This is a genomic window from Mesorhizobium sp. M8A.F.Ca.ET.161.01.1.1 (assembly GCF_004792105.1).
GTDB lineage: Bacteria > Pseudomonadota > Alphaproteobacteria > Rhizobiales > Rhizobiaceae > Mesorhizobium.
On record NZ_SRTD01000016.1, the window covers coordinates 38,471 to 56,927 of the forward strand.

Sequence of the window (18,457 nt, forward strand, 5' to 3'; positions counted from 1 at the left end):
AAATTGGATCCCATGTATGACAGAATTCAAACAACGGCAAACCGTCGGTAACGCGTCGGAGAGCGTACTCGAATTCGACGGACAGCAATACCTGGACGGCCGTGCATCGGATCCTCGCGAATTTGGCTGGATGCGCGGTGCGCCGCCGCCGCCAGACAAGCGTGTAACATTCGAGAATGAAACTGTTTGGACCTTTCCTCAGCTTCGCTGGTCGCTATCGCATATGCGTGAGCTGCGGCCCACAGTCCAAGTGTGGCGAGGGCGGGGCGGACCGTCGCAGCTTGAGTGCAGCAACAGGTCTACCGAAATCGATGGGCTCACGTTCGTCGACATGGACGACCGCACCAACCGGTTCGAGGAGGCGCTATTCGACACCTACACCGACGGCATTTTGGTCCTGCATCGGGGGCGGATCATATACGAACGATACTTCGGCGCACTCGCGCCGCACGTACAACATTCGTGTCAGTCAATCACCAAATCGTATGCGGGCACCCTAGCCGCGGCGTTGGTGCATGAGGGCATTCTCGACGACAGGAAGACAATATCGCAGTTTGTGCCGGAATTACGAGGTACAGGGTGGGAAGATGCAACGCTCCGCCAAGTCATGGACATGCAAACTAACGTTGCTTTTACTGAAGATTACACAAGTGTAGACAAGTCATATAGATGCGAATACCTGCGTACCATACGAAAGGAAGGGGCGCACGGCAAATTTGTCTACAAAGGCGTCGATACCAATGTTATGGCTTGGGTTATGTCGCGCGCAACGGGCCGGTCGTTCGCACAACTGTTGGAGGAGCGCTTATGGTTGCCACTGGGCTGCGAAGAAGACGCCTATGTCGAGATCGACCCGACAAACGGTATGCCGAGGGCGCATAGCGGACTCAATGTGACGTTGCGCGACTTGGCGCGTTTCGGCGAGCTGATGCGATGTGAAGGCTCGTGTAATGGCAAGCAACTGGTTCCCGCGAGTGTTGTCTACGACCTTCAAGATCTCGACCACCCCGCCAAGCCGGACCTCCCATTCGGCTATACATACCGAAGCCAATGGTGGGTATCACACGACGAGCTTGATGCTATTGAAGGTCGGGGCCTTTACGGCCAGAACCTGTACATAGCGCCAAAGGCGGAGATGGTGATTGCGCGCTTCGGGTCGCACCCCGCTTGCGACCACATTGATCGGATTAGAAGGCCGCAGATGCAGGCATTGGGGAGGATGCTCCGCGCGTAACTTGATGCACTAGACGGTCACCGCGCTTGTTTAGGAATTTCCTGCAAATTCGCGGTTGAAGAACTGGGGCGCCTACGCCGAATTCCTGCGTTCGGCTAGGGGGCAATTGGCGCAAAAGGCCTGTAGACGCTGCTACGCTTATGAAGTAAATACCAGAAGCCTCGCTTCCCATATGCATAATGCAGACCGATCTGGCTCGCTTTTGCTGAGGAAACAATGATCACCGAACATTGCATATTGATTGGGGCCGTCGCGACTTTGTATTGCGAGAATGGAACCGGTGGACCTATTGTATTCTTGCATGGTGCCGCTTTCGGGCTTATCCGTCAGCTTGACCTGAAACAAAACCCAACCCAAACATCAACGAGACCCAGGATCAGACCGAAAAATGGCCGCCTTCAAATCGGAATGCTGGCCGGAATGAAATCGGAATGACTGGCCGGCTTCAAATCGGAATCGGTGGCCGGCTTCATCGGAATACGCAGGCAATGGTATCGGCATCAGTGGCAGCGCTCTTGCGCTGCTTCTGGACGGTGAGATCGGCGGTTACCTGGGAAAGCCGGGCGACCAGCGCCTTGAGCCGCTGCTGGGCCGCGCTCGGCGGCAGCGTCGGCTGCAGCCGTTTGACCTCGCTATAGCGGGCGATGACGGCGGCGTCGATCCTGTCGGTCTTCTCCAGGAAGCCCATCGCCTCGGCGAATCAGCGTACGCTCCTCGCATTGGCCATGCCGCAGGCTACTCCCAACTCCCACGACAGCAGGAAGGGAAGCCGTTCGTAGCCGCCACTGGCCTCCATGACGACGAGCTCGACACCATTGACCTAACACCAGGCAGCAAGCTCGGCTATGCCTGCCGCATCGTTGCGAAAGCGGCCCGCCGCTCCGCTCGGCACGACATGGGTATCGAGCCAGTCTTTCGAAACATCCACTCCACAGATAGTCTTGTTCACGGTAACCTGCCTTGTGCGTGCGATTGGAGCCAAGCGACTATTCGGTCGTACGTGACGAAGGCGAAGATCCCAGGCTCACCCACGGTTGTGGCCGGAGGGGTGTCGGGCGACTTCGCCTTGCTTCGAACCGGATGGCCATCCGGTTCGAGGCTCAGTCGCTTCCATCGCACAAAGTCCTCTGCGTGCAGATACAAGGGGTTAACCTCGAAGAGTCAGTGTCGGAGAAAATAACGTGCTGATTCATCGGACTTTAGGGCCGAGCTTGTTGGTCGCTCGATAAAAAGCATGATTTTAGGCGGAAGCTGTCCTGCATGCAATTTCAGCACTTGTTTACCCAATTCCTTGTCTGCTTCCGTGAGACGATGGTTCAGGCGAAGGTAGTCGGTCCAGGTCGGCGTGCGGAATGTCTCTATCCATTGCATAGGCTCCTGAAGGTTGCGCTGGAGAGTCCAATGACGAGCGCCGACGCGACTGTGCACATGCCGGCGCGCCCGCATGAGTTCCAGGAATGCTTCGCGATTTTCCTCGGGCACTAGGTACTCGACTTTGACCACGATGGGACCGCTTCTTGGCTTGAGATTGAGGGCGACTGCCGGTGCGTCGAAGTCCTCCAAAGCATCTGGATCGGATTCGCGGCGCTCGCGAAGGGGAAACAGGAGGCCCGTGGCGGCGACCAGCAGAAGGGCTCCAGCGGAGCCCTCCAGTGCCAAGGTCAGTGAATGGTTCTGGGCCACCGTGCCCCACACCCAACTGCCCGCTGCGATGCCGCCATCGATCAATGCATAGTAAATCGAGATGGTGCGCCCCACGACCCAGCGCGGGCTTGCCAGTTGCACGGTCACGCCGACCCCGGACCAGGCGGTGACCCAGCCCGCGCCACCCATGGCGAGTGCAATTGCCGCCACTGCAATCGAAGAAGTCAGCGCAAGCGAAAGGGAGCATGCCGCGCAGGCGACGCATGCGAGCGTCATCAGCCGCTCTTGTGACAAGCTCCGTCTGAACACGCTGTTCGAGATGCCGGCGAAGACGGCGCCTGTCCCGAATCCGGCCATGAGCGTGCCATAGGCGAGCGGTCCGCCTCCCAGCTGGTCGCGGACAACCAGCGGCAGCAGCGCGAGAATGGCGATGCTCGCCAGACCAAAGAGGGTTCCGCGAGTGATCGCCGTCTTAATCTCCGACGACATCGCCGTGAAGCGTAGCCCGTCATAGATCGCCGTCCTCATCGACTCACGTGGGAGAGGTGATGAGCGAACCATCCACTTGCAGCGCCATATGGTTACCAAAGGGACCAGATAGGTAAGACTGGTTACGGCGAAAGCCGTCATCAGCCCAAAAGAGGCAACTACTATGCCACCGAGCGCCGGGCCTACGGTCCGAACAGTGTTGAAGCCAACGGAGAGGAGCGTGACGGCGGCGGGAACGTCGCGTCGGTTCACCATATCGCCAACCGAGGCCTGCCAGGCTGGATCGTGGAGAGCGCCGCCGCATGCGATCAAGAAGCTGAAGCCGAGGATCATCCACGGATCGACAAAGCCCAGCACCACAAAAGCCGTCAGCATCGCAGATGCCAATACCATAAGGCACCGGCCGGCGAACATGACCCGGCGCCGGCTGAAATTATCAGCCAAGGCCCCGGCGAAGACGGATAAGATGAACGCTGGCAGGTTTGAAGAAGCCTGAACCAGCGCGACCATCAGATCGGAAGTCGAAATCGTAGCCATCAGCCAGCTGATGGCAACAGTCTGCATCAACCAGCCGAGCGAGCTGACCTGCGTGGCGAACCAGATTGAACGAAAGCTCGGATTTCTGAGGGGCGCAAATGCTCCTGGCGAATTTGGATCGGCGACTTGGTCCGCAAGACTGCTCATCAATCTAACTCTTGCCTATGAGCCAGTTTTACATTGCTCCGACAGCCAGCAGCCGCCCAACCCGTTGAAGGTCCGAATCGGCCAATGTGCGCAAATAGTTACAACGCCCGGCAGGAGATTGAACTCGCTGCCGGGCCGATGCGCCTTGGGAGGAGGCGTAGTTGGAACCTTTGTGAAGACTTGGAACCAGCCGCATCAGGCCAGCCTACACTTACAATATGAGGATCAGACCACTCCAGGATTTTAGTGCATTGAATGGGTACTCTTCCAGCAATCCTCGCCAACAAATGCAGGAGATCGGCGTCGAGCTCCTAAATCTGCATAATATCGGTGATTCGCGGGCGAGCAGTGCAGTGGGCACATTCTCCAAGCTAAACGCTGAACGGGCTTTTTGCTTCTCAAATCGCCATAACAGGGAGAGATGGGCAAATACTACTTCAATATGCTCCCAAGGACGCTGAGTTGACTGCAGCCTCAGCAGAGCTCTCCGCGTGCCTTTTTGCGGCTCCCCGCGGTGCTCGCGCCCGCCGCGCCTGCAAAGGCTTTCCTCAACAGTCGTTCAGTTCGAGCAGCCTTTGCCAACTCTGACTCAAAAGCTGCCCGACTGGATTGACGGCCTCAGCTTCTTCGGCGGGTCACTGAGGCGATCCGTCTGCTACAACCTGGTGTGGCCAAGGCGCTGTGGTTCGCGCCGACGCTGAACGCGACCGTTGCGACAATGACCGAGCAGTACGACACTGCCATATTGATCGCTGGGAAGCGCGCGAAGGGTAAATTCAACTTGCCCACCACCGCGATCAAATGTGCGCCGGGTAATGGCGCCGCTAACAGGATCGACCACCGGAACCGGTTACCGGCAGAGTCGGTCTGCATCCGGGAATTGCAGGGCCATCCTGTGTATAGGCTTAAATTGCGCTATTCTTCTCTACTGTGACAGGCGGGAGCCGCCGTCGACGGGGATCACTGCGCCCGAGACGTAGAACGCGTCGTCCGAAGCAGGAAGGCGATCACCGCCGCCTGCTCCTCCGGCGAGGAGACGCGCTCGAGCGGATTGGCGCGACCATCAGGCGTTGGTAGCTGCGTACGTGCAGCGCTCGAGTCATGTCGGTGGGGACCACGCCGGGCGCCACCGCATTCACGGTTATACCCTACAGGCCCTGCTCGCCGGCCTGCTGGAGCGTGAGATACGCGATCCCGGCCTTGGCCACCGAATAGCCTACCGTTCCGGGATAGCCCGTAAGCCCGAGGATCGAGCTGACATTAATGATCCGCCCGCCCGGCTGGCGCATCCGCGGCCGCAACTCGCGGGTCAGGCTGATGACTGCACGCAAGTTGATATCGATCAGCGGGAACAAAAGGCATCGTCAGTATCGGCGAGCGACTTCGAACCGCCAATGCCGGCATTGTTCACGAGGACGTCGAGCGTCTCGATCCTTGCGGCATCCAAGGCGGCCAGAACCCGCCCTGCGGCGTCGGGCATGGCCAGATCGCAGACGAGCGCCGTCTGGCCAAGGCCCGCAGCTGTGTCGTGCACTTTATCCAGAACATCCACTAGCAACACCCACGCCTCTTCCGAGCCAAGCCACGCCGCTGTTGCGGCACCGATCCCGCGCGCCGCGCCGGTGACGACGACAGTGTTTCTGACCGGAGCTTAGGCAAGGCTGCCTCCGTCGACCGTAAGCGCGGCGCCGATGGTGAAGCCCGCCGCATCGTCCAGCAGATAGCCGACAGCTGTCGCCACCTCGGACGGCAACCCCATTCGGCCCATCGGATGCGCAGCGATGATCTTCGTCCGGCGCTCGACCTGTGCCGCTTCTCCCCGGGCGAAGGCGACGCCGGCCTCGGCCAACGGCTGGCGATGGTTCCGGGGCAGACACAGTTTGCGCGGATATTTCTGCCGCGTGGTTCAGCGCCAGCGTGCGAGTCATCATCACAACCGCCGCCTTGGTCACCGAATAGATCGGCACGTCCTTCGAGGCCTGCAGACCAGCAGTCGAGCTGAAGAGCACCACCGATCCGCGGCCAAGCTCGCGCATCTGCGGGATGCAGCTTGCAGATTCGCCAAATGGCCCCGACGTTGAAGCTGAACATGGCTTCGTACCCTTCACGTCTATCAGCCGCTTCATCGCACCGTAATGCCAGCGGCCGCGACCAAGCCCTCAACCGGCCGGCCAAAGCTCTCGCGGGCGAGGTCGACCAGCCCTTCCAGCATCGCCGGATCGGTCACGTCGCAGACAACTCAACGGGCACCAGGACAGGCGGCCAGAGTTTGGTCCAGAGCCTCTTGCGACAGGTCAGCCAACACCAAATCCGCTCCACCCGCCGCCAGCAGTTTGGCACTGGCCGGGCCAAGCGCGCCACCCGCCGGTAATCAGCACCGTTTTTCCGGCAAAGGTCGTGTCAATCAAGATTGTAGTCCTCCTCCAAGATAAGAACTCCCACTGTACCCGCTCTGAAAGCGAATACCGGACAGCGGATGATCCGCGTCATTCCAAATCCATTGGTGACCGCCGCAACGGTCGAGGCGCAGGACGGCTTGCGCCGCCCCAAGAACACCGCACTCTACCGGCGTTCCTGTCTGAGAGTTTTCAGAGACATGAGGACGCACGCTCGGCGACCTGATGATGTGTGGCGAACCAAACGTCACCCTTTGCTTTGGCGCGTCGAATTAATTCTTCTACGATCCAGATCCGTGAGCGATATCCAATGACGTGTGGATGCAGAGTCAGCTGAAATAAATCGGCATCTTGATAGGCCCCTTCGAACTCCCGAATAAATACAGAAAGCACGTCGTCGACTGATAAATCTGGCCGTGAAGACCCATCGGGACTCATCCAAAGATAAGTGGCATCGTCTCGAATCCATTCGACCGGTATTTCAATCACTCCCGTGGGTTCCTCGTCTTCCAGCAGCTCATAGCAACTATCATCGGCCATAAGGGATGAGTCGTATGTCAATCCGGTTTCACGTATGATCCGTAGAGTTGCGTCGGAAAAATCCCAGGAAGGCGTTCGAATTCCCGTCGGGCGTTTGGAAGTGATTTTTTCAAGAGTGTCGGCACTCCTCATCATTAAAGAGCGCTCGCTCTCTGCGCTCAGTTCCGAGTTTAGCTCGTGTATCCAGCCGTGCATGCCAATTTCATGGCCTTCATCGACAACTGCGCGTTGCTCGTCTGGATACAACTGAGCGATCACAGCGGGAACGAAAAAACTCGCCGGAACGTCGTACTTTCTCAAGAGTTCCAAAGCCCGAGGCATCCCTCGTCGGCTCCCGTACTGACCCCAGGATAATCTGCTTAGCGATCGCCCTCCCCTGCGCAATTCGTTCGACTCATGATCGACGTCGAACGAGATGGCGAAGGCACAGCGTTTACCGCCGGGCCACATTGGTCTTAGTGCCTTGCCCGCTCTGACTTTGTTGATGCGCCGCCGCCAATGGCTTTCAGGCCATTCCCAGGGATTGAGTGCGGTCGAATTGGCCACCAGTTCCTCCTGAGCAGTGTCTGCATTGAATTCCGCCGAAAACTCAATGAGCGGAACGCGGCACCAGCTCAGCTGGCAGCCCCGCAAGCCGATCAGGCCGTCGCTTGAGTTTGCGCCTTGATTACGACAAGATGGCCCAACTCATTCAGATTTTCTCACTCTCGCGAACAAGCTCATCCATAACCGAGCGCACGGCGCTTTCTGCGATTGCAACAATCTCCTCCGCCTCAGCTTTGGTTGTAACCAGCGGCGGAGCAAAGCCCAAAATGTCCCCGTGCGGCATGGCCCGAGCGATAAGACCACGGTCACGGGCGGCCTTCGAGATTCGCGCACCTACCTTGAGCGCCGGATCGAAACGCTTCCGATTGTCGCGATCGGCAACGAACTCGATTGCGCCCATAAGACCGACGCCCCGCACTTCGCCGACGATCGGCAACTGCGCGAACCTCTCCTGCAACTGCGCCTGGAAAAACGCGCCGACGTCACGCGCATTGCCGGGGAGGTCTTCTTTCTCGACAATATCGAGGACCGCGTTGGCCGCGGCGGCGCCGATCGGATGACCAGAGTAGGTGTAGCCGTGCGAGAATGCCCCGACCTTGTCGGCTCCATCCTCCAGGACTTTATACACCTTCTCACCGACGATTGCCGCTGAAAGCGGGAAGTAGGCCGACGTCAAACCTTTAGCGATCGTGATGAGGTCTGGCTCGATGCCATAGTGCTGTGAGCCGAACATGGAACCGGTGCGGCCGAACCCTGTGATCACTTCATCGGCAATCAGCAGCACATCATGTTTTTTGAGGACCGTCTGTACCGCTTCCCAATAGCCTTCCGGCGGAGGCGTGATACCACCTGTGCCGAGGACGGGCTCGCCAATGAAGGCGCCGACGTTGTCCGGGCCGAGCCGCTCGATCAACTGATCAAGCTCGGCGGCGCGGCGAGCGGAGAATTCGCGCTCGGTTTCGCCCGGGGTTGCGCCCCAGTAATGATGTGGAACACCCGTGTGAACAATCTGCGGAAGTGGCAGGTCCATGTGGTCGTGATAAAAGCTCATGCCCGTCATCGAGCCCGACACGACGCTGCAGCCGTGATAGCCGCGTTCACGGGAGATGATCTTCTTTTTGGTCGGCTTGCCACGCAGGTTGTTGTAGTACCAAACAAGCTTGGCCTGGGTCTCGTTCGCATCCGAGCCGGACATGCCATAGAACACCTTGCTCATCTTGCCCGGCGCCATCTTCACAAGGCGATCGGAGAGGATCGCAAGCTCGTCGGTCGTGTGCGCCGCATAGGAGTGGTAATACGCCAAGCGATAGGCCTGACGCGAGATCGCATCGGCGACTTCCGTGCGGCCATACCCGACATTGACGCAGTATAGGCCGGCAAAGCCATCGATAAATTGGTTGCCATGCGCGTCCTGGATGCGGATCCCCTTCCCTGTCACCACGATCGTTGGGTCGCCGAGCTTGCCAGTGGCGAAATCTTTAAGCTGAGTGAAAGGATGCAAGACCGAGTTGCGGTCCTTTTCGGTGATCTCTTTGATGTTGATGGTCATTGGATGCTTCCTTTCAGGCCGCGATGTTGCCGATGCAGAGGTATTTGGGTTCGAGATATTCGATAAGACCGTGCCTTGAGCCCTCGCGACCAAGGCCGGATTGTTTCCAGCCGCCGAACGGAATGCCCGGCCCCGTAAATTTTGGAGTATTCACGGCAACCATGCCATATTCGAGCCGGTCGGAGAGCCGCATGGCTCGGTTGAGATCTTGGGTATAGACGTAGGCCGCAAGTCCCATCTCGGAATTGTTGGCTCGCGCGACCACCTCCCGTTCGTCGTCGAAGGGCAGGATTGCAGCGACAGGTCCAAACGTTTCGTCCTTCGCAATCACCATGTCATCGGTCACATTAGCAAGCACGGCCGGCGTGACGAAGTTCCCGCCAAGCGAATTGTGCTGTGCGCCTGCTACCATTCGAGCCCCGGCTGCTAGAGCCTCAGAAACCTGGTGCCTGCATTTGTCAGCACCAGACGTCTTTGTCATCGGACCGATGTCGACACCTGGCTCCAATCCGTGCCCGACCTTTAGTTTACTGGTGGCCTCGGCAAATTTTTCCGTAAAATGCTCGTAAATCTCTCGCTGCACATAAATCCGGTTTGCCGCGAGACAGTCCTGACCGGATGTCGCGAACTTGGCTGCCATGCAACCGGCGACCGCAGCGTTGATCGGCGCATCGCCGAAAAGGATGAAAGGAGCATTGCCGCCAAGTTCGAGCGAGACTTTCTTCACTGTCTTCGCGGATTGCTCGAGAAGGATTCTGCCGACCTCGGTGGAGCCCGTAAAAGAGAACGCACGCACGTGGGTATGCAACAACAGCCGTTTGGCAAGTGGCGGAGCTTCGCCCGTGATCACCTGAAACACGCCGGGCGGAATGCCAGCATCCCCGGCAAGGCGGGCAAGCGCGAGGGCCGACAGTGGCGTTTCGGGTGCCGGCTTTACAATCATTGTGCAGCCAGCGGCCAGTGCAGCTCCAGCCTTTCTGGTGATCATTGCCGCTGGGAAGTTCCATGGCGTAATGGCGACAGTCACCCCGATCGGCTGCAAATGCACGGCCAGCCTGCTTGCGGGGAGATGGCTGGGAATCGTTTCGCCGTAAGCCCGCTCCCCTTCCCCTGCAAACCAATCTAAAAAGCCGGCAGCGTATGAAACTTCGCCGCGGGCTTCAGCAATCGGTTTTCCTTGCTCGGCCGTTATGATGACAGCCAGGTCTTCGGCGCTCTCCCGCATGCCTGCCGCCCATTTCCGCAGATATGCACCACGCTGTAACGGAAGCATGTCGCGCCACTTGAGGAACGCTGCTCTTGCGCAATGGACCGCGTCGTCAACGTCGGCGTCTGCGCAAGCCGCAACTTGAGCGATCTCGTCACCGCTGGCAGGATCAAACACGGCAAGAGTATCTGATTTGGAGAGCCAGGCGCCGTTCAGATACGCATCACCACGCAAAAGGTCTGGCCGTTTGAGCCTGCGTAATGCCGTGATTGACGTACCCCTCATCTAAGACTCCAATGGTATGCTGATGCCTTTAGGTTATTGCTGCCACAGCGCCGATCGGCAGCGCAGTTGATGCCCCTTTAGCTGCATTCCTGCAAACAGCAGCCAATTCGCGTAGAATTGGACACGGCTCACAACTTCACTTGCCAGGAGGCTTAGCGACCGCGAGCGAAGGTCGCGCTGGTCGCCGGCGGCGCGGAAAGTAGTTGGTTCCAGCGCCGATCTCCCGATCCCGAGTTCCCGATCTGGCCTCGTGGCATTAAGTTCTCGACCGACACCGATCAGGCGCACTGACGCAGGCGCAACCGCCTCGAATCTTAGACGGAACTCGCCGCAAGGCTACTTTCGTCCGGCACTGTGCAGGGTGACCGCGACCGCTTCAGACACGATGGCATCGCGGACGACTTCATTCGGAAGGAGGTCTTGGGGTCCCGAAATTGAGGTCCCCGCGATAACCCAGACATTCACTTGGTGAAGTGGTGAAGTCGCACGAAACAGCAGAAAAGGATGAAGCGAGCCCCGGGCAAAAGGCGAGCTTCGCTGCCGAGCCATCTATCGGGAACAACGTGTGCTGATGTCGCGACGTGTTGCACGGACGGGGCGGACCATACTCGCGTTCCCACCGGCGCGCAGGGTTGGCAAGAGCCCGCTTCAGGCGCGCGTAAACTCGTCCTCAATGCTCCTCAAAAGCTAAGTCCTCTTGCGTCATCCGCGCATTTGTAGAATGGGGCAACGTTCACGCCGCGCTCGCGTCACAGGTGGCTCATTTCGGCCTACGGATCTTAATCTCCGCTGATGCAGAGAACTCATGTGCTAGGCGAGATTCTCCTGTCCCAGAGGTTGGGCATGCCGCACCTCTCAGACAGCGCCGTCCTTAAGCTAGATCCGTTCATCCGCTCGCCGCAGAAACAAATTTCAACCGGCTTCGAACGGACCCAGTGAGATCGCAAAACGATTTGGGTCACATCCAAATCACCTAGTCCACGACGATCAAGCGGCGATCAACATCTGCCAATCGCTCACCGCCCCTTTCGGTTACAATAAATGATTCAGAGATGGCGGCGCCGAACCCTTCGAGCCTAACCCCCGACTGAAAATGGAAGCACATTCCTGGTTGTAGGATGGTCTTGTCGCCCGCGCGAATACTAACCGTGCGTTCGCCCCATTCCGGCGGGAAGTTGAGTCCGATTGAATAGCCGGAGCGGCCTATCTTGATATACCCGTTCCGCTTGAGGATATCTTGCCACACCGCATTAAGCTCCTCAACGACGGTACCAGGCTTTGCCATCTCGAGCACAGCATCCCCGCCTTCCACTATAACCTCAGCAAGACGCGAGACCTCTGCGGGTGGCTTTCCGATGTGGACGGTGCGGCACAGCGGCGCACAGTAGCGGCGTCGGGTGGCGCCGAACTCCATGAGAACCAGGCCAGAGGTCGGCAAGGGCTCCTCGGTCCAACTGAGGTGCGGAGCGTTCGTTTGTTCGCTAGTCTGGATAAGAGGAGGACCGCTAGAGTCGCCATATTTACCGTCCACCCCTCGTGTCTGGGCCCGGTACACCTCCGCGACGACCTCATGTTGCGGCACTCCAGGCCTTAGGTTAGCGATTGCCGTCTGCATCGTATGCGTTGCAAGGTGGCCCGCTTCTCTCATGTAGACTAGTTCAAGGTCAGATTTTATAAGCCGTGCCCAATTGACTAATTCGCGGCTATCAGAGAATTTTGCATTCGGAAGGCCTTTGACGAGATGTTGATGTGCTCGGGCAGTATAGAAGTGGGCGTTAAGCTCGACACCGATTCGATCAGATCCCCAGCCGCGCGAATTGATAAGCTCGCAAAGATCGTCAAATGGATGTAATTCTGGATGTTGAAGTCTATGATCGGAAAATGAGCTTATATTTTCTCTAGGCAGATCCGTCGTTATATAAGCGGAATTTACATCGACGAAACGTCCGAACCAGAGGGGCATGTCCGACTGGAGATGCACTAAGACCACCTGAGGCACGTAGAACGAATAGCCGTCAAAGCCGGTAAGCCAATACATATTCGCGGGATCCTGGCAGATCAGCAAGTCCAGCCCCGCTCGCTCCATCCGCTGCTTCACGTCATGAACACGACGCCGAAACTCCTCGGGCGGAAATGGCTTCTCATATTTCATCTCGTCGAGTCCTTCAAAACAGGCATTCCTCGAACGGATCAGGCATTCGTCCTGTCCGCATACTTTCTCTTCGTATCACGTCACAAGAGGCTGTTTTCCCCGAGGATTTCTTCTTGTCGCGGAAAATCTGCATTTCCTAGGCACTTGCCGTACGTTATCCGCATATGAGCGCCAAATTTTCGGTGGCTCTGCGTCTCCGGTGGAAGATCATGCCCTCCCTATGGTGAAGACGCACTCTGCCTGTCGCAACAGAATTTCAAGCACGGGCGGCAAGATCTACGTGGGAAGCGCCGACGAGACCAGCGAAGATCGGGACGTTGCGGCCGCCACGCTCATGCAGCATCCGGGGCGTCCGCGGCCCAATGGACGGGGTTTGAGCACCCCCATCAGGCCGGCCACTCCTAATATGTGAGCATGATTCTCTGGTACAAATCAGCAGCCTTGGTCAGTTGATCGATTTCAACGAACTCGTTGTTCGTATGGGCTTGGGCAGTACGCCCGGGTCCGATAATCACACACGGGATCCCAGCCAATGACAGCTGATTTGCATCCGAGCCGCCGGTGGCTCCCTTCTGCTCTCCGGTCCCCGCGACGTGGGCACAAGCCGCTCCTGCGACTGCTGCAATTTTGCTCGACCCGGAACTGATTGGAGGCGGGTCTTCCAATGCGGGAAGCAATGACCGAACATTGATCTTGTCTTCGCCCTGGCGAAGGCCTTCCAGTATGCTTTCTACCTCCGCCAACGCGTCCTGCGGCCGCTCCCCGGGTATGAGACGCCGATCGACCCAGATACGGCATACCGGCGGTACAGTGGTAAGTTCCAAACCTCCTTCGATGAGGCTCACGGTCAGCTGTGATGACCCTACCAATGGGTGCTGCGCCCGAGACACAAGGGATCGATGGTGCTCATCAAGTGCCAATACCACCTTGGCCATGCCCGTGATCGCGTTCACTCCGAGATGAGGCTTCGACGTATGAGCCGGTACACCCTGAACCTCGATTTGCCAGCGGACAGAACCCATGTGAGCTACAACGAGCTCTAATTCGGTGGGTTCACCGACTACCGCACCCTCATAAGCGACACCGGAATCGGCTATAGCGCGGGCGCCAAGTTTGCGGTACTCTTCGTCAATGCTGGCTGCCACAACAACCGTGGCCCGGGGCTGCCGTTCACCAAGTGAGCTAAGCGCAATCAACATAGCTGCAAGTGAGCCTTTTGTGTCGCAGCTACCTCGCCCATATATTCGCCCGTCCCGTTGCTCACCCGAGAATGGATCTGATTCCCACCTATCGATAGGAACGGTATCCATATGAGCAATGAATAGAATACGCCTATCGGGTTCTTTCCCAGGTACCCAGGTCAGGAAATTCGAGCGACCATCGGCCACCTCCTGTATCCCGTAAGCCAGCTTCCGCTCCTTGCAAAAACCCTCGAGGAACTTGGCTACACCTTGCTCTCCACTACCTTTTGGCGACAGCGATGGATTGATGCTCTCGATCTTTATAAGATCTTGGAGAAGTCCGATAGTCTCGGCGCTCTGGGTCGACATGTACTCTCCTGTGTGCATGAACTAGCCGTGTCGCTCTTACTTCGACCAGCTCTTGGCCAGATTGATTACGCGATCGACTTCATCGGCGGTGTTGTAAAGATGCAGGGAAAACCGGAGCATGCCTCTGCGTATTGAGACGATTACCCCGTTCTTCGTGAAATGCTCGTGAAGCGACCGAATGCGGGCGTCGACTGGGCGCCCTTCAACAAGATCGCTGGAATCGCCAACGGCTACGATACTTCCAGTGTGAGCGCCTGGTGGCCCGCCGCAGACCGGAAGCCCGATATCTAAGAGACCAGTGGCCATACGTTTTGCGAGTGAGGTAACGCTCTGGTCGATCGCCTCGGTTCCGATATCAAGTAGCTGGCCCATTGATGCATATGCAGCCAACATGCCGGGGAAGTTGTAATGCCCGATATCAAAGCGGGGCGCGCCAGAGCGCAACTTTACAAAACTAGGTACCGGAGCTGATTCTGGCGCGTTTCCGAAATCTACGCTGAAGCGCGCAAGATAGGCCGGGCTCAGCCGATCGGCCCATTCTTTACGGCAATATAAAAAACCCGATCCATAAAGACCCATCAAACCCTTCACAGTGGACACTGCTACACCGTCTACGCCAAGTCGATTGACGTCGGTGTGGAGTATCCCAACAGATTGCGTCGCGTCCGCCAAAAGAAATGCACCGTAGTGCCTACAGGCTTCGGATATCTGCTCCATGACGGTCCGAAACCCCGGAACCATCGTCACCGTCGCCAAGGCAACAACGCGGGTATGAGAATCAATCGCCTTTACGAATGCATCAGGGGGAATTGAGCCGTTATCCGGCTCTACGACTCGCAACTCGACATTGTAGCGGTCTCTGATCTGAATCCATGGCAAGATATTATTTGCGTGTTCCAATTTTGGGCATAGAACGACGTTGTCTCCATCTCTCCAATCGATCGCATTAGCGATGATGTTGATGCCTTCCGATGCATTCTTGGTAATTGCAATTTCATCGTGATCTGAATTGATAAATTGTGCGAACCTAGCGCGAGTACGCTCGACGTGTTCGAGCATCCTTTCTTCGTCGTTTAGGCCATGCAGCCGATTGTTCAAATGAGGCTCGATTGAAGCCAATGTTGTGCTTGATATGAGGCCCTGGTTCGCGACATCCATGTAGATGGCGTTTGCTGTGGCTGGAAACTCCTTTCGGAGGATGTCCAAGGGAAGCATATGGCTTTCTCTCCTGGGAGTGCGGACGGCGGTTGAGCTACCTTGTTCAGGCGATCGTTCCGGCAAGGGTAAGAATGCCGCCAGACTGGTCTGCGCTGACCTGCCCATTTTACACGGTGCTCGTGCCGACTTTGGTCTAACATTCGGTCTCCCACGCCGCATTCCTGCGCCAAACCGCGATTCACGCAGAGATCGCGAGCCATTCTCGCGGATCACTGAAGCGTCTCGACGGAATGCAGCTGCAACAACTGCCTCACGAGAGATCAATTTGGGTAATTCTCAGACCGCGGATAGGGCTTCTTACCAGTGCTTGGAGCGACGTTAGCCTGACTGAGCCGACGACCTTCTCCTCCAGCCCCACACCCATGCGGATCATAGTTCACTCGCGGCCGACGCGCGAGGGCCGTAAGGCATCCGAAAGCCGGGGCCGGTTCATAGCCTGACTCTCATGGTCTCCGATTTATGCTGCAACGCCGACACCCTTGGTGATGTCGCTCCCTAACACGCTTGCCTCGAACTGATGCGAGCGTGCTGCAACTCATGTTTTCTGCGCCTGAGCAACGAGATCGGTAGGATCTTTTCGACCGGGGATCGCCCCCACCCGATCGAATCTGCCGTTCTTGCGCTGGCCCGCAACTGCTCACCAGCAACGCCCATCGATTCAGCGGCACCCCTCAGATAGTTATACTATGCCGGTATTGTGCGCAGATGGCGAAAGAAACGCCGATTTTCTGCGACTTGGACCGACTTTAGCGCCGAGAGGGCGTTTGGCACTTGCTACATTTTGGACGTACGGACTGGCGGCCTTGGCATTGGCCGATATCATCATGAGCAGAGATTGTGAATGGATCTGGATCGAATTGACCGGAAGATTCTCAACGTCGTGCAGCGCAACAATCGCCTTACGACAGAGGAATTGGGCGAACTTGCCGGACTATCGGCTACCGCTTGTCAGCGGAGATTAAAGCGACTTCGAGACGCTGGCGTCATCGAAGCGGACGTTGCCATAGTTTCACCGGAAGCCGTCGGTCGGCCCCTGCTCCTGCTGGTATCCATCACTCTCGAGCGCGATCGCGCCGATATCATCGATCGTTTCAAGCAGGCAATTCGGCGGACGCCTGAGATCATGAACGCTTACTACGTTACGGGTGAAGCGGATTTTATTATTACGGTCTCTGCTCAGGACATGGCCGAGTACGAGGCGTTTACCCGTCGTTTTTTTTACGAACATCTTGAAGTAAAGGGGTTCAAGACAATCGTTGTAATGGATCGGATCAAGGCGTCGTTTGCTCTGCCAATTGCTGAAGAGTAGCCTTCAAAAGAGCCCGCCCAGGCAACCACCACGCGCCTTCCGCGGGTCGCAGTTGTCCCGCACTTCTGAATGTCGGCTGTCCTATTTTGAATGGTCCCGCATATATACCAGGGCACCTCCTCTCAGCCTGCAGGTGTTATGCGCCAATGACCAAAAAACGATGATATTCTGCGGGACCAAGGCGCCCTTCGCGCAACCAAGCTCTTTGGCACTTGCTACATTCTGGGCGGAGCGGAATTCAGGATTGTCGGTCCCCGGCTAATTGGAGCGGCTTCAGTCGGCGGAATAGCTGGGGTGCCTACGTCGCACAGAGGATGCTGTGCTCCCGGCAGCGCGGAAACGGGTCTCCCGGCTCTCGCAAGGACAAAGCGTGAAATTCGCCTGCAACCGGCAAGAAAGGAAAGTCCCCGTGGCAATTCTCAATAGCGTCGCAGAGTTTCTCCCCGAGATAGTGGCTTGGCGCCGGGACATCCATGCACATCCCGAACTGGGCTTCGACATCCCCCGTACTTCGGCATTTGTCGCCGAGCGCCTGCGCGAATTCGGCTGCGACGCCGTCGCGACCGGCATCGGCAAAACCGGCGTCGTTGGCGTCATCAAGGGCAACGGCGTCGTGAGCGACGGTAACCCAAAGGTTATCGGATTGCGCGCTGACATGGATGCGCTGCCGATCAACGAAGCGACCGATCTGCCCTATGCGTCCAAGAACAAGGGCTTGATGCATGCGTGTGGGCATGACGGCCACACCGCGATGCTGTTGGGTGCCGCGCGCTATCTTGCCGATACTCGGAATTTCGCTGGAACGGCGGTCATGATCTTCCAACCTGCCGAGGAGATCGGTACCGGCGCCGTTGCCATGCTAGATGACGGTTTGATGGAGCGGTTCGGCATCGAGCACATCTACGGAATGCACAATCGTCCGGGCTTGCCGGTAGGTGTCTTCGGAATCCGGCAAGGTCCAGTGATGGCGGCAACTGATAGCATAGAAATTAGCATTGAAGGGCGAGGGGGGCACCCTGGAAGGCCTCATGAATGCATCGATCCGATTCTGGTCGGCGCTCAGCTTGTGACGGCCCTGCAGCATATCCTGGCTCAGAACATTGACCCTGTCGACTCGGCAGGAATTTCGTTCCACCAGTTCCAGTCCGGGCAGAGACTAGTCCCCGTCGTTCCGCAAACAGCGGAGTTGGTGGGCACCATGCGGACGCTAAAGCCGGAGGTGCGCAAGTTCGTGAAGGAGCGGGTGGGCGAAGTGGTCGCCGGCATCGCCCAGATAACCGGCGCGAAGATAGATATTAAATTTCAGAGCTTCGACGCAATTCTCTTCAATGAGGTCCAGCAGACCGACCTTGCGAGAAGCGCGGCCAAGGGCGTGGCCGGTGAAAACAATGTGCTCGAGACGCCACCGGTAATGGGGGGGGAAGATTTCTCCTTCCTGGCGCAGGCGCGGCCGGGTGCTTTCGTCTGGTGCGGGAACGGTGACAGCGCCGGCCTGCATCACCCTGCCTACAATTTCAACGACGAGGCGATTCCTTATGGAACATCGTACTGGATCAAGCTCGTAGAGAACACGTTGGGATCCCGTCCGACGTCTTGATGATCGGTCTGACAAGGGCCGCAGAACGAATGAATAACTGCCGTCTTATGCCAGGCT

The 18,457-nt window shown here is 57.5% G+C and carries 12 protein-coding genes and 3 pseudogenes; 4 read left to right on the forward strand and 11 right to left on the reverse strand.

Features of this window, described 5'->3' with window-relative positions; translation table 11 throughout:
• Nucleotides 1-16 precede the first annotated feature (16 nt).
• Nucleotides 17-1,234: a serine hydrolase gene (locus EN804_RS28040; protein ID WP_063169320.1), complete on the forward strand. Its 1,218-nt coding sequence runs from the start codon at nt 17-19 to the stop codon at nt 1,232-1,234.
• A 505-nt stretch (nt 1,235-1,739) separates the two neighbouring features.
• On the opposite strand, the pseudogene EN804_RS28045 reads toward EN804_RS28040, so the two are convergent.
• Nucleotides 1,740-2,126 (reverse strand): annotated as a pseudogene (locus EN804_RS28045) (transposase); the annotation flags it as partial.
• Between the two features lie 269 nt (nt 2,127-2,395).
• Nucleotides 2,396-4,051: an MFS transporter gene (locus EN804_RS28050; protein WP_063169321.1), complete on the reverse strand. Its 1,656-nt coding sequence runs from the start codon at nt 4,049-4,051 to the stop codon at nt 2,396-2,398.
• 581 nt (nt 4,052-4,632) lie between these two features.
• Here EN804_RS28050 and EN804_RS38170 point away from each other — a divergent pair.
• Nucleotides 4,633-4,799 (forward strand): annotated as a pseudogene (locus tag EN804_RS38170) (IS21 family transposase); the annotation flags it as partial.
• 400 nt (nt 4,800-5,199) lie between these two features.
• Here EN804_RS38170 and EN804_RS38705 read toward each other — a convergent pair.
• The 9 genes and pseudogenes from EN804_RS38705 to EN804_RS28095 form a co-directional block, all read right to left on the reverse strand.
• On the reverse strand, nt 5,200-5,406 hold the full coding sequence (locus EN804_RS38705; RefSeq protein WP_199489648.1) for an SDR family oxidoreductase: 207 nt from the start codon (nt 5,404-5,406) through the stop codon (nt 5,200-5,202).
• Nucleotides 5,394-5,675 (reverse strand): annotated as a pseudogene (locus EN804_RS38710) (SDR family NAD(P)-dependent oxidoreductase); the annotation flags it as partial. The pseudogene EN804_RS38710 and the gene EN804_RS38705, both read right to left, overlap by 13 nt.
• A gap of 27 nt (nt 5,676-5,702) precedes the next feature.
• Nucleotides 5,703-5,900 carry an SDR family oxidoreductase gene (locus EN804_RS38715; protein ID WP_063169323.1) on the reverse strand — a complete coding sequence of 66 codons (198 nt, stop codon included), beginning with the start codon at nt 5,898-5,900 and terminating at the stop codon, nt 5,703-5,705.
• 739 nt (nt 5,901-6,639) lie between these two features.
• Complete coding sequence (locus EN804_RS28070; RefSeq protein WP_224570030.1) at nt 6,640-7,533, reverse strand: polysaccharide deacetylase; 894 nt, start codon at nt 7,531-7,533, stop codon at nt 6,640-6,642.
• 145 nt (nt 7,534-7,678) lie between these two features.
• Nucleotides 7,679-9,082: an aspartate aminotransferase family protein gene (locus EN804_RS28075; protein WP_063169325.1), complete on the reverse strand. Its 1,404-nt coding sequence runs from the start codon at nt 9,080-9,082 to the stop codon at nt 7,679-7,681.
• 13 nt (nt 9,083-9,095) lie between these two features.
• Nucleotides 9,096-10,574: an NAD-dependent succinate-semialdehyde dehydrogenase gene (locus EN804_RS28080; RefSeq protein ID WP_063169326.1), complete on the reverse strand. Its 1,479-nt coding sequence runs from the start codon at nt 10,572-10,574 to the stop codon at nt 9,096-9,098.
• Nucleotides 10,575-11,547: 973 nt separating this feature from the next.
• Nucleotides 11,548-12,726 carry a Xaa-Pro peptidase family protein gene (locus tag EN804_RS28085; RefSeq protein WP_063169327.1) on the reverse strand — a complete coding sequence of 393 codons (1,179 nt, stop codon included), beginning with the start codon at nt 12,724-12,726 and terminating at the stop codon, nt 11,548-11,550.
• 401 nt (nt 12,727-13,127) lie between these two features.
• Nucleotides 13,128-14,276: a M20 family metallopeptidase gene (locus EN804_RS28090; RefSeq protein ID WP_063169328.1), complete on the reverse strand. Its 1,149-nt coding sequence runs from the start codon at nt 14,274-14,276 to the stop codon at nt 13,128-13,130.
• Nucleotides 14,277-14,312: 36 nt separating this feature from the next.
• Entirely contained in the window at nt 14,313-15,491 is a 1,179-nt protein-coding gene (locus EN804_RS28095; RefSeq protein ID WP_063169329.1) for an aminotransferase class V-fold PLP-dependent enzyme, read from the reverse strand.
• An 844-nt stretch (nt 15,492-16,335) separates the two neighbouring features.
• On the opposite strand from EN804_RS28095, the gene EN804_RS28100 reads away from it, so the two are divergent.
• Together EN804_RS28100 and EN804_RS28105 are read left to right on the forward strand one after the other, a co-directional pair.
• Nucleotides 16,336-16,803, forward strand: coding sequence for an Lrp/AsnC family transcriptional regulator (locus EN804_RS28100; RefSeq protein WP_063169330.1), 468 nt, complete (start codon nt 16,336-16,338; stop codon nt 16,801-16,803).
• Between the two features lie 409 nt (nt 16,804-17,212).
• Nucleotides 17,213-18,400, forward strand: coding sequence for a M20 aminoacylase family protein (locus EN804_RS28105; RefSeq protein ID WP_063169331.1), 1,188 nt, complete (start codon nt 17,213-17,215; stop codon nt 18,398-18,400).
• The last annotated feature ends 57 nt before the right edge of the window (nt 18,401-18,457 follow it).

Excerpts from the sequence above, each read along its gene's own strand:
- EN804_RS28050 (WP_063169321.1), bottom strand. The coding sequence starts at position 4,051 with ATGAGCAGTCTTGCGGACCAAGTCGCCGATCCAAATTCGCCAGGAGCA.
- EN804_RS28075 (WP_063169325.1), bottom strand. The coding sequence starts at position 9,082 with ATGACCATCAACATCAAAGAGATCACCGAAAAGGACCGCAACTCGGTC.
- EN804_RS28100 (WP_063169330.1), top strand. The coding sequence starts at position 16,336 with ATGGATCTGGATCGAATTGACCGGAAGATTCTCAACGTCGTGCAGCGC.
- EN804_RS28040 (WP_063169320.1), top strand. The coding sequence starts at position 17 with ATGACAGAATTCAAACAACGGCAAACCGTCGGTAACGCGTCGGAGAGC.
- EN804_RS28080 (WP_063169326.1), bottom strand. The coding sequence starts at position 10,574 with ATGAGGGGTACGTCAATCACGGCATTACGCAGGCTCAAACGGCCAGAC.
- EN804_RS28090 (WP_063169328.1), bottom strand. The coding sequence starts at position 14,276 with ATGTCGACCCAGAGCGCCGAGACTATCGGACTTCTCCAAGATCTTATA.
- EN804_RS28085 (WP_063169327.1), bottom strand. The coding sequence starts at position 12,726 with ATGAAATATGAGAAGCCATTTCCGCCCGAGGAGTTTCGGCGTCGTGTT.
- EN804_RS28095 (WP_063169329.1), bottom strand. The coding sequence starts at position 15,491 with ATGCTTCCCTTGGACATCCTCCGAAAGGAGTTTCCAGCCACAGCAAAC.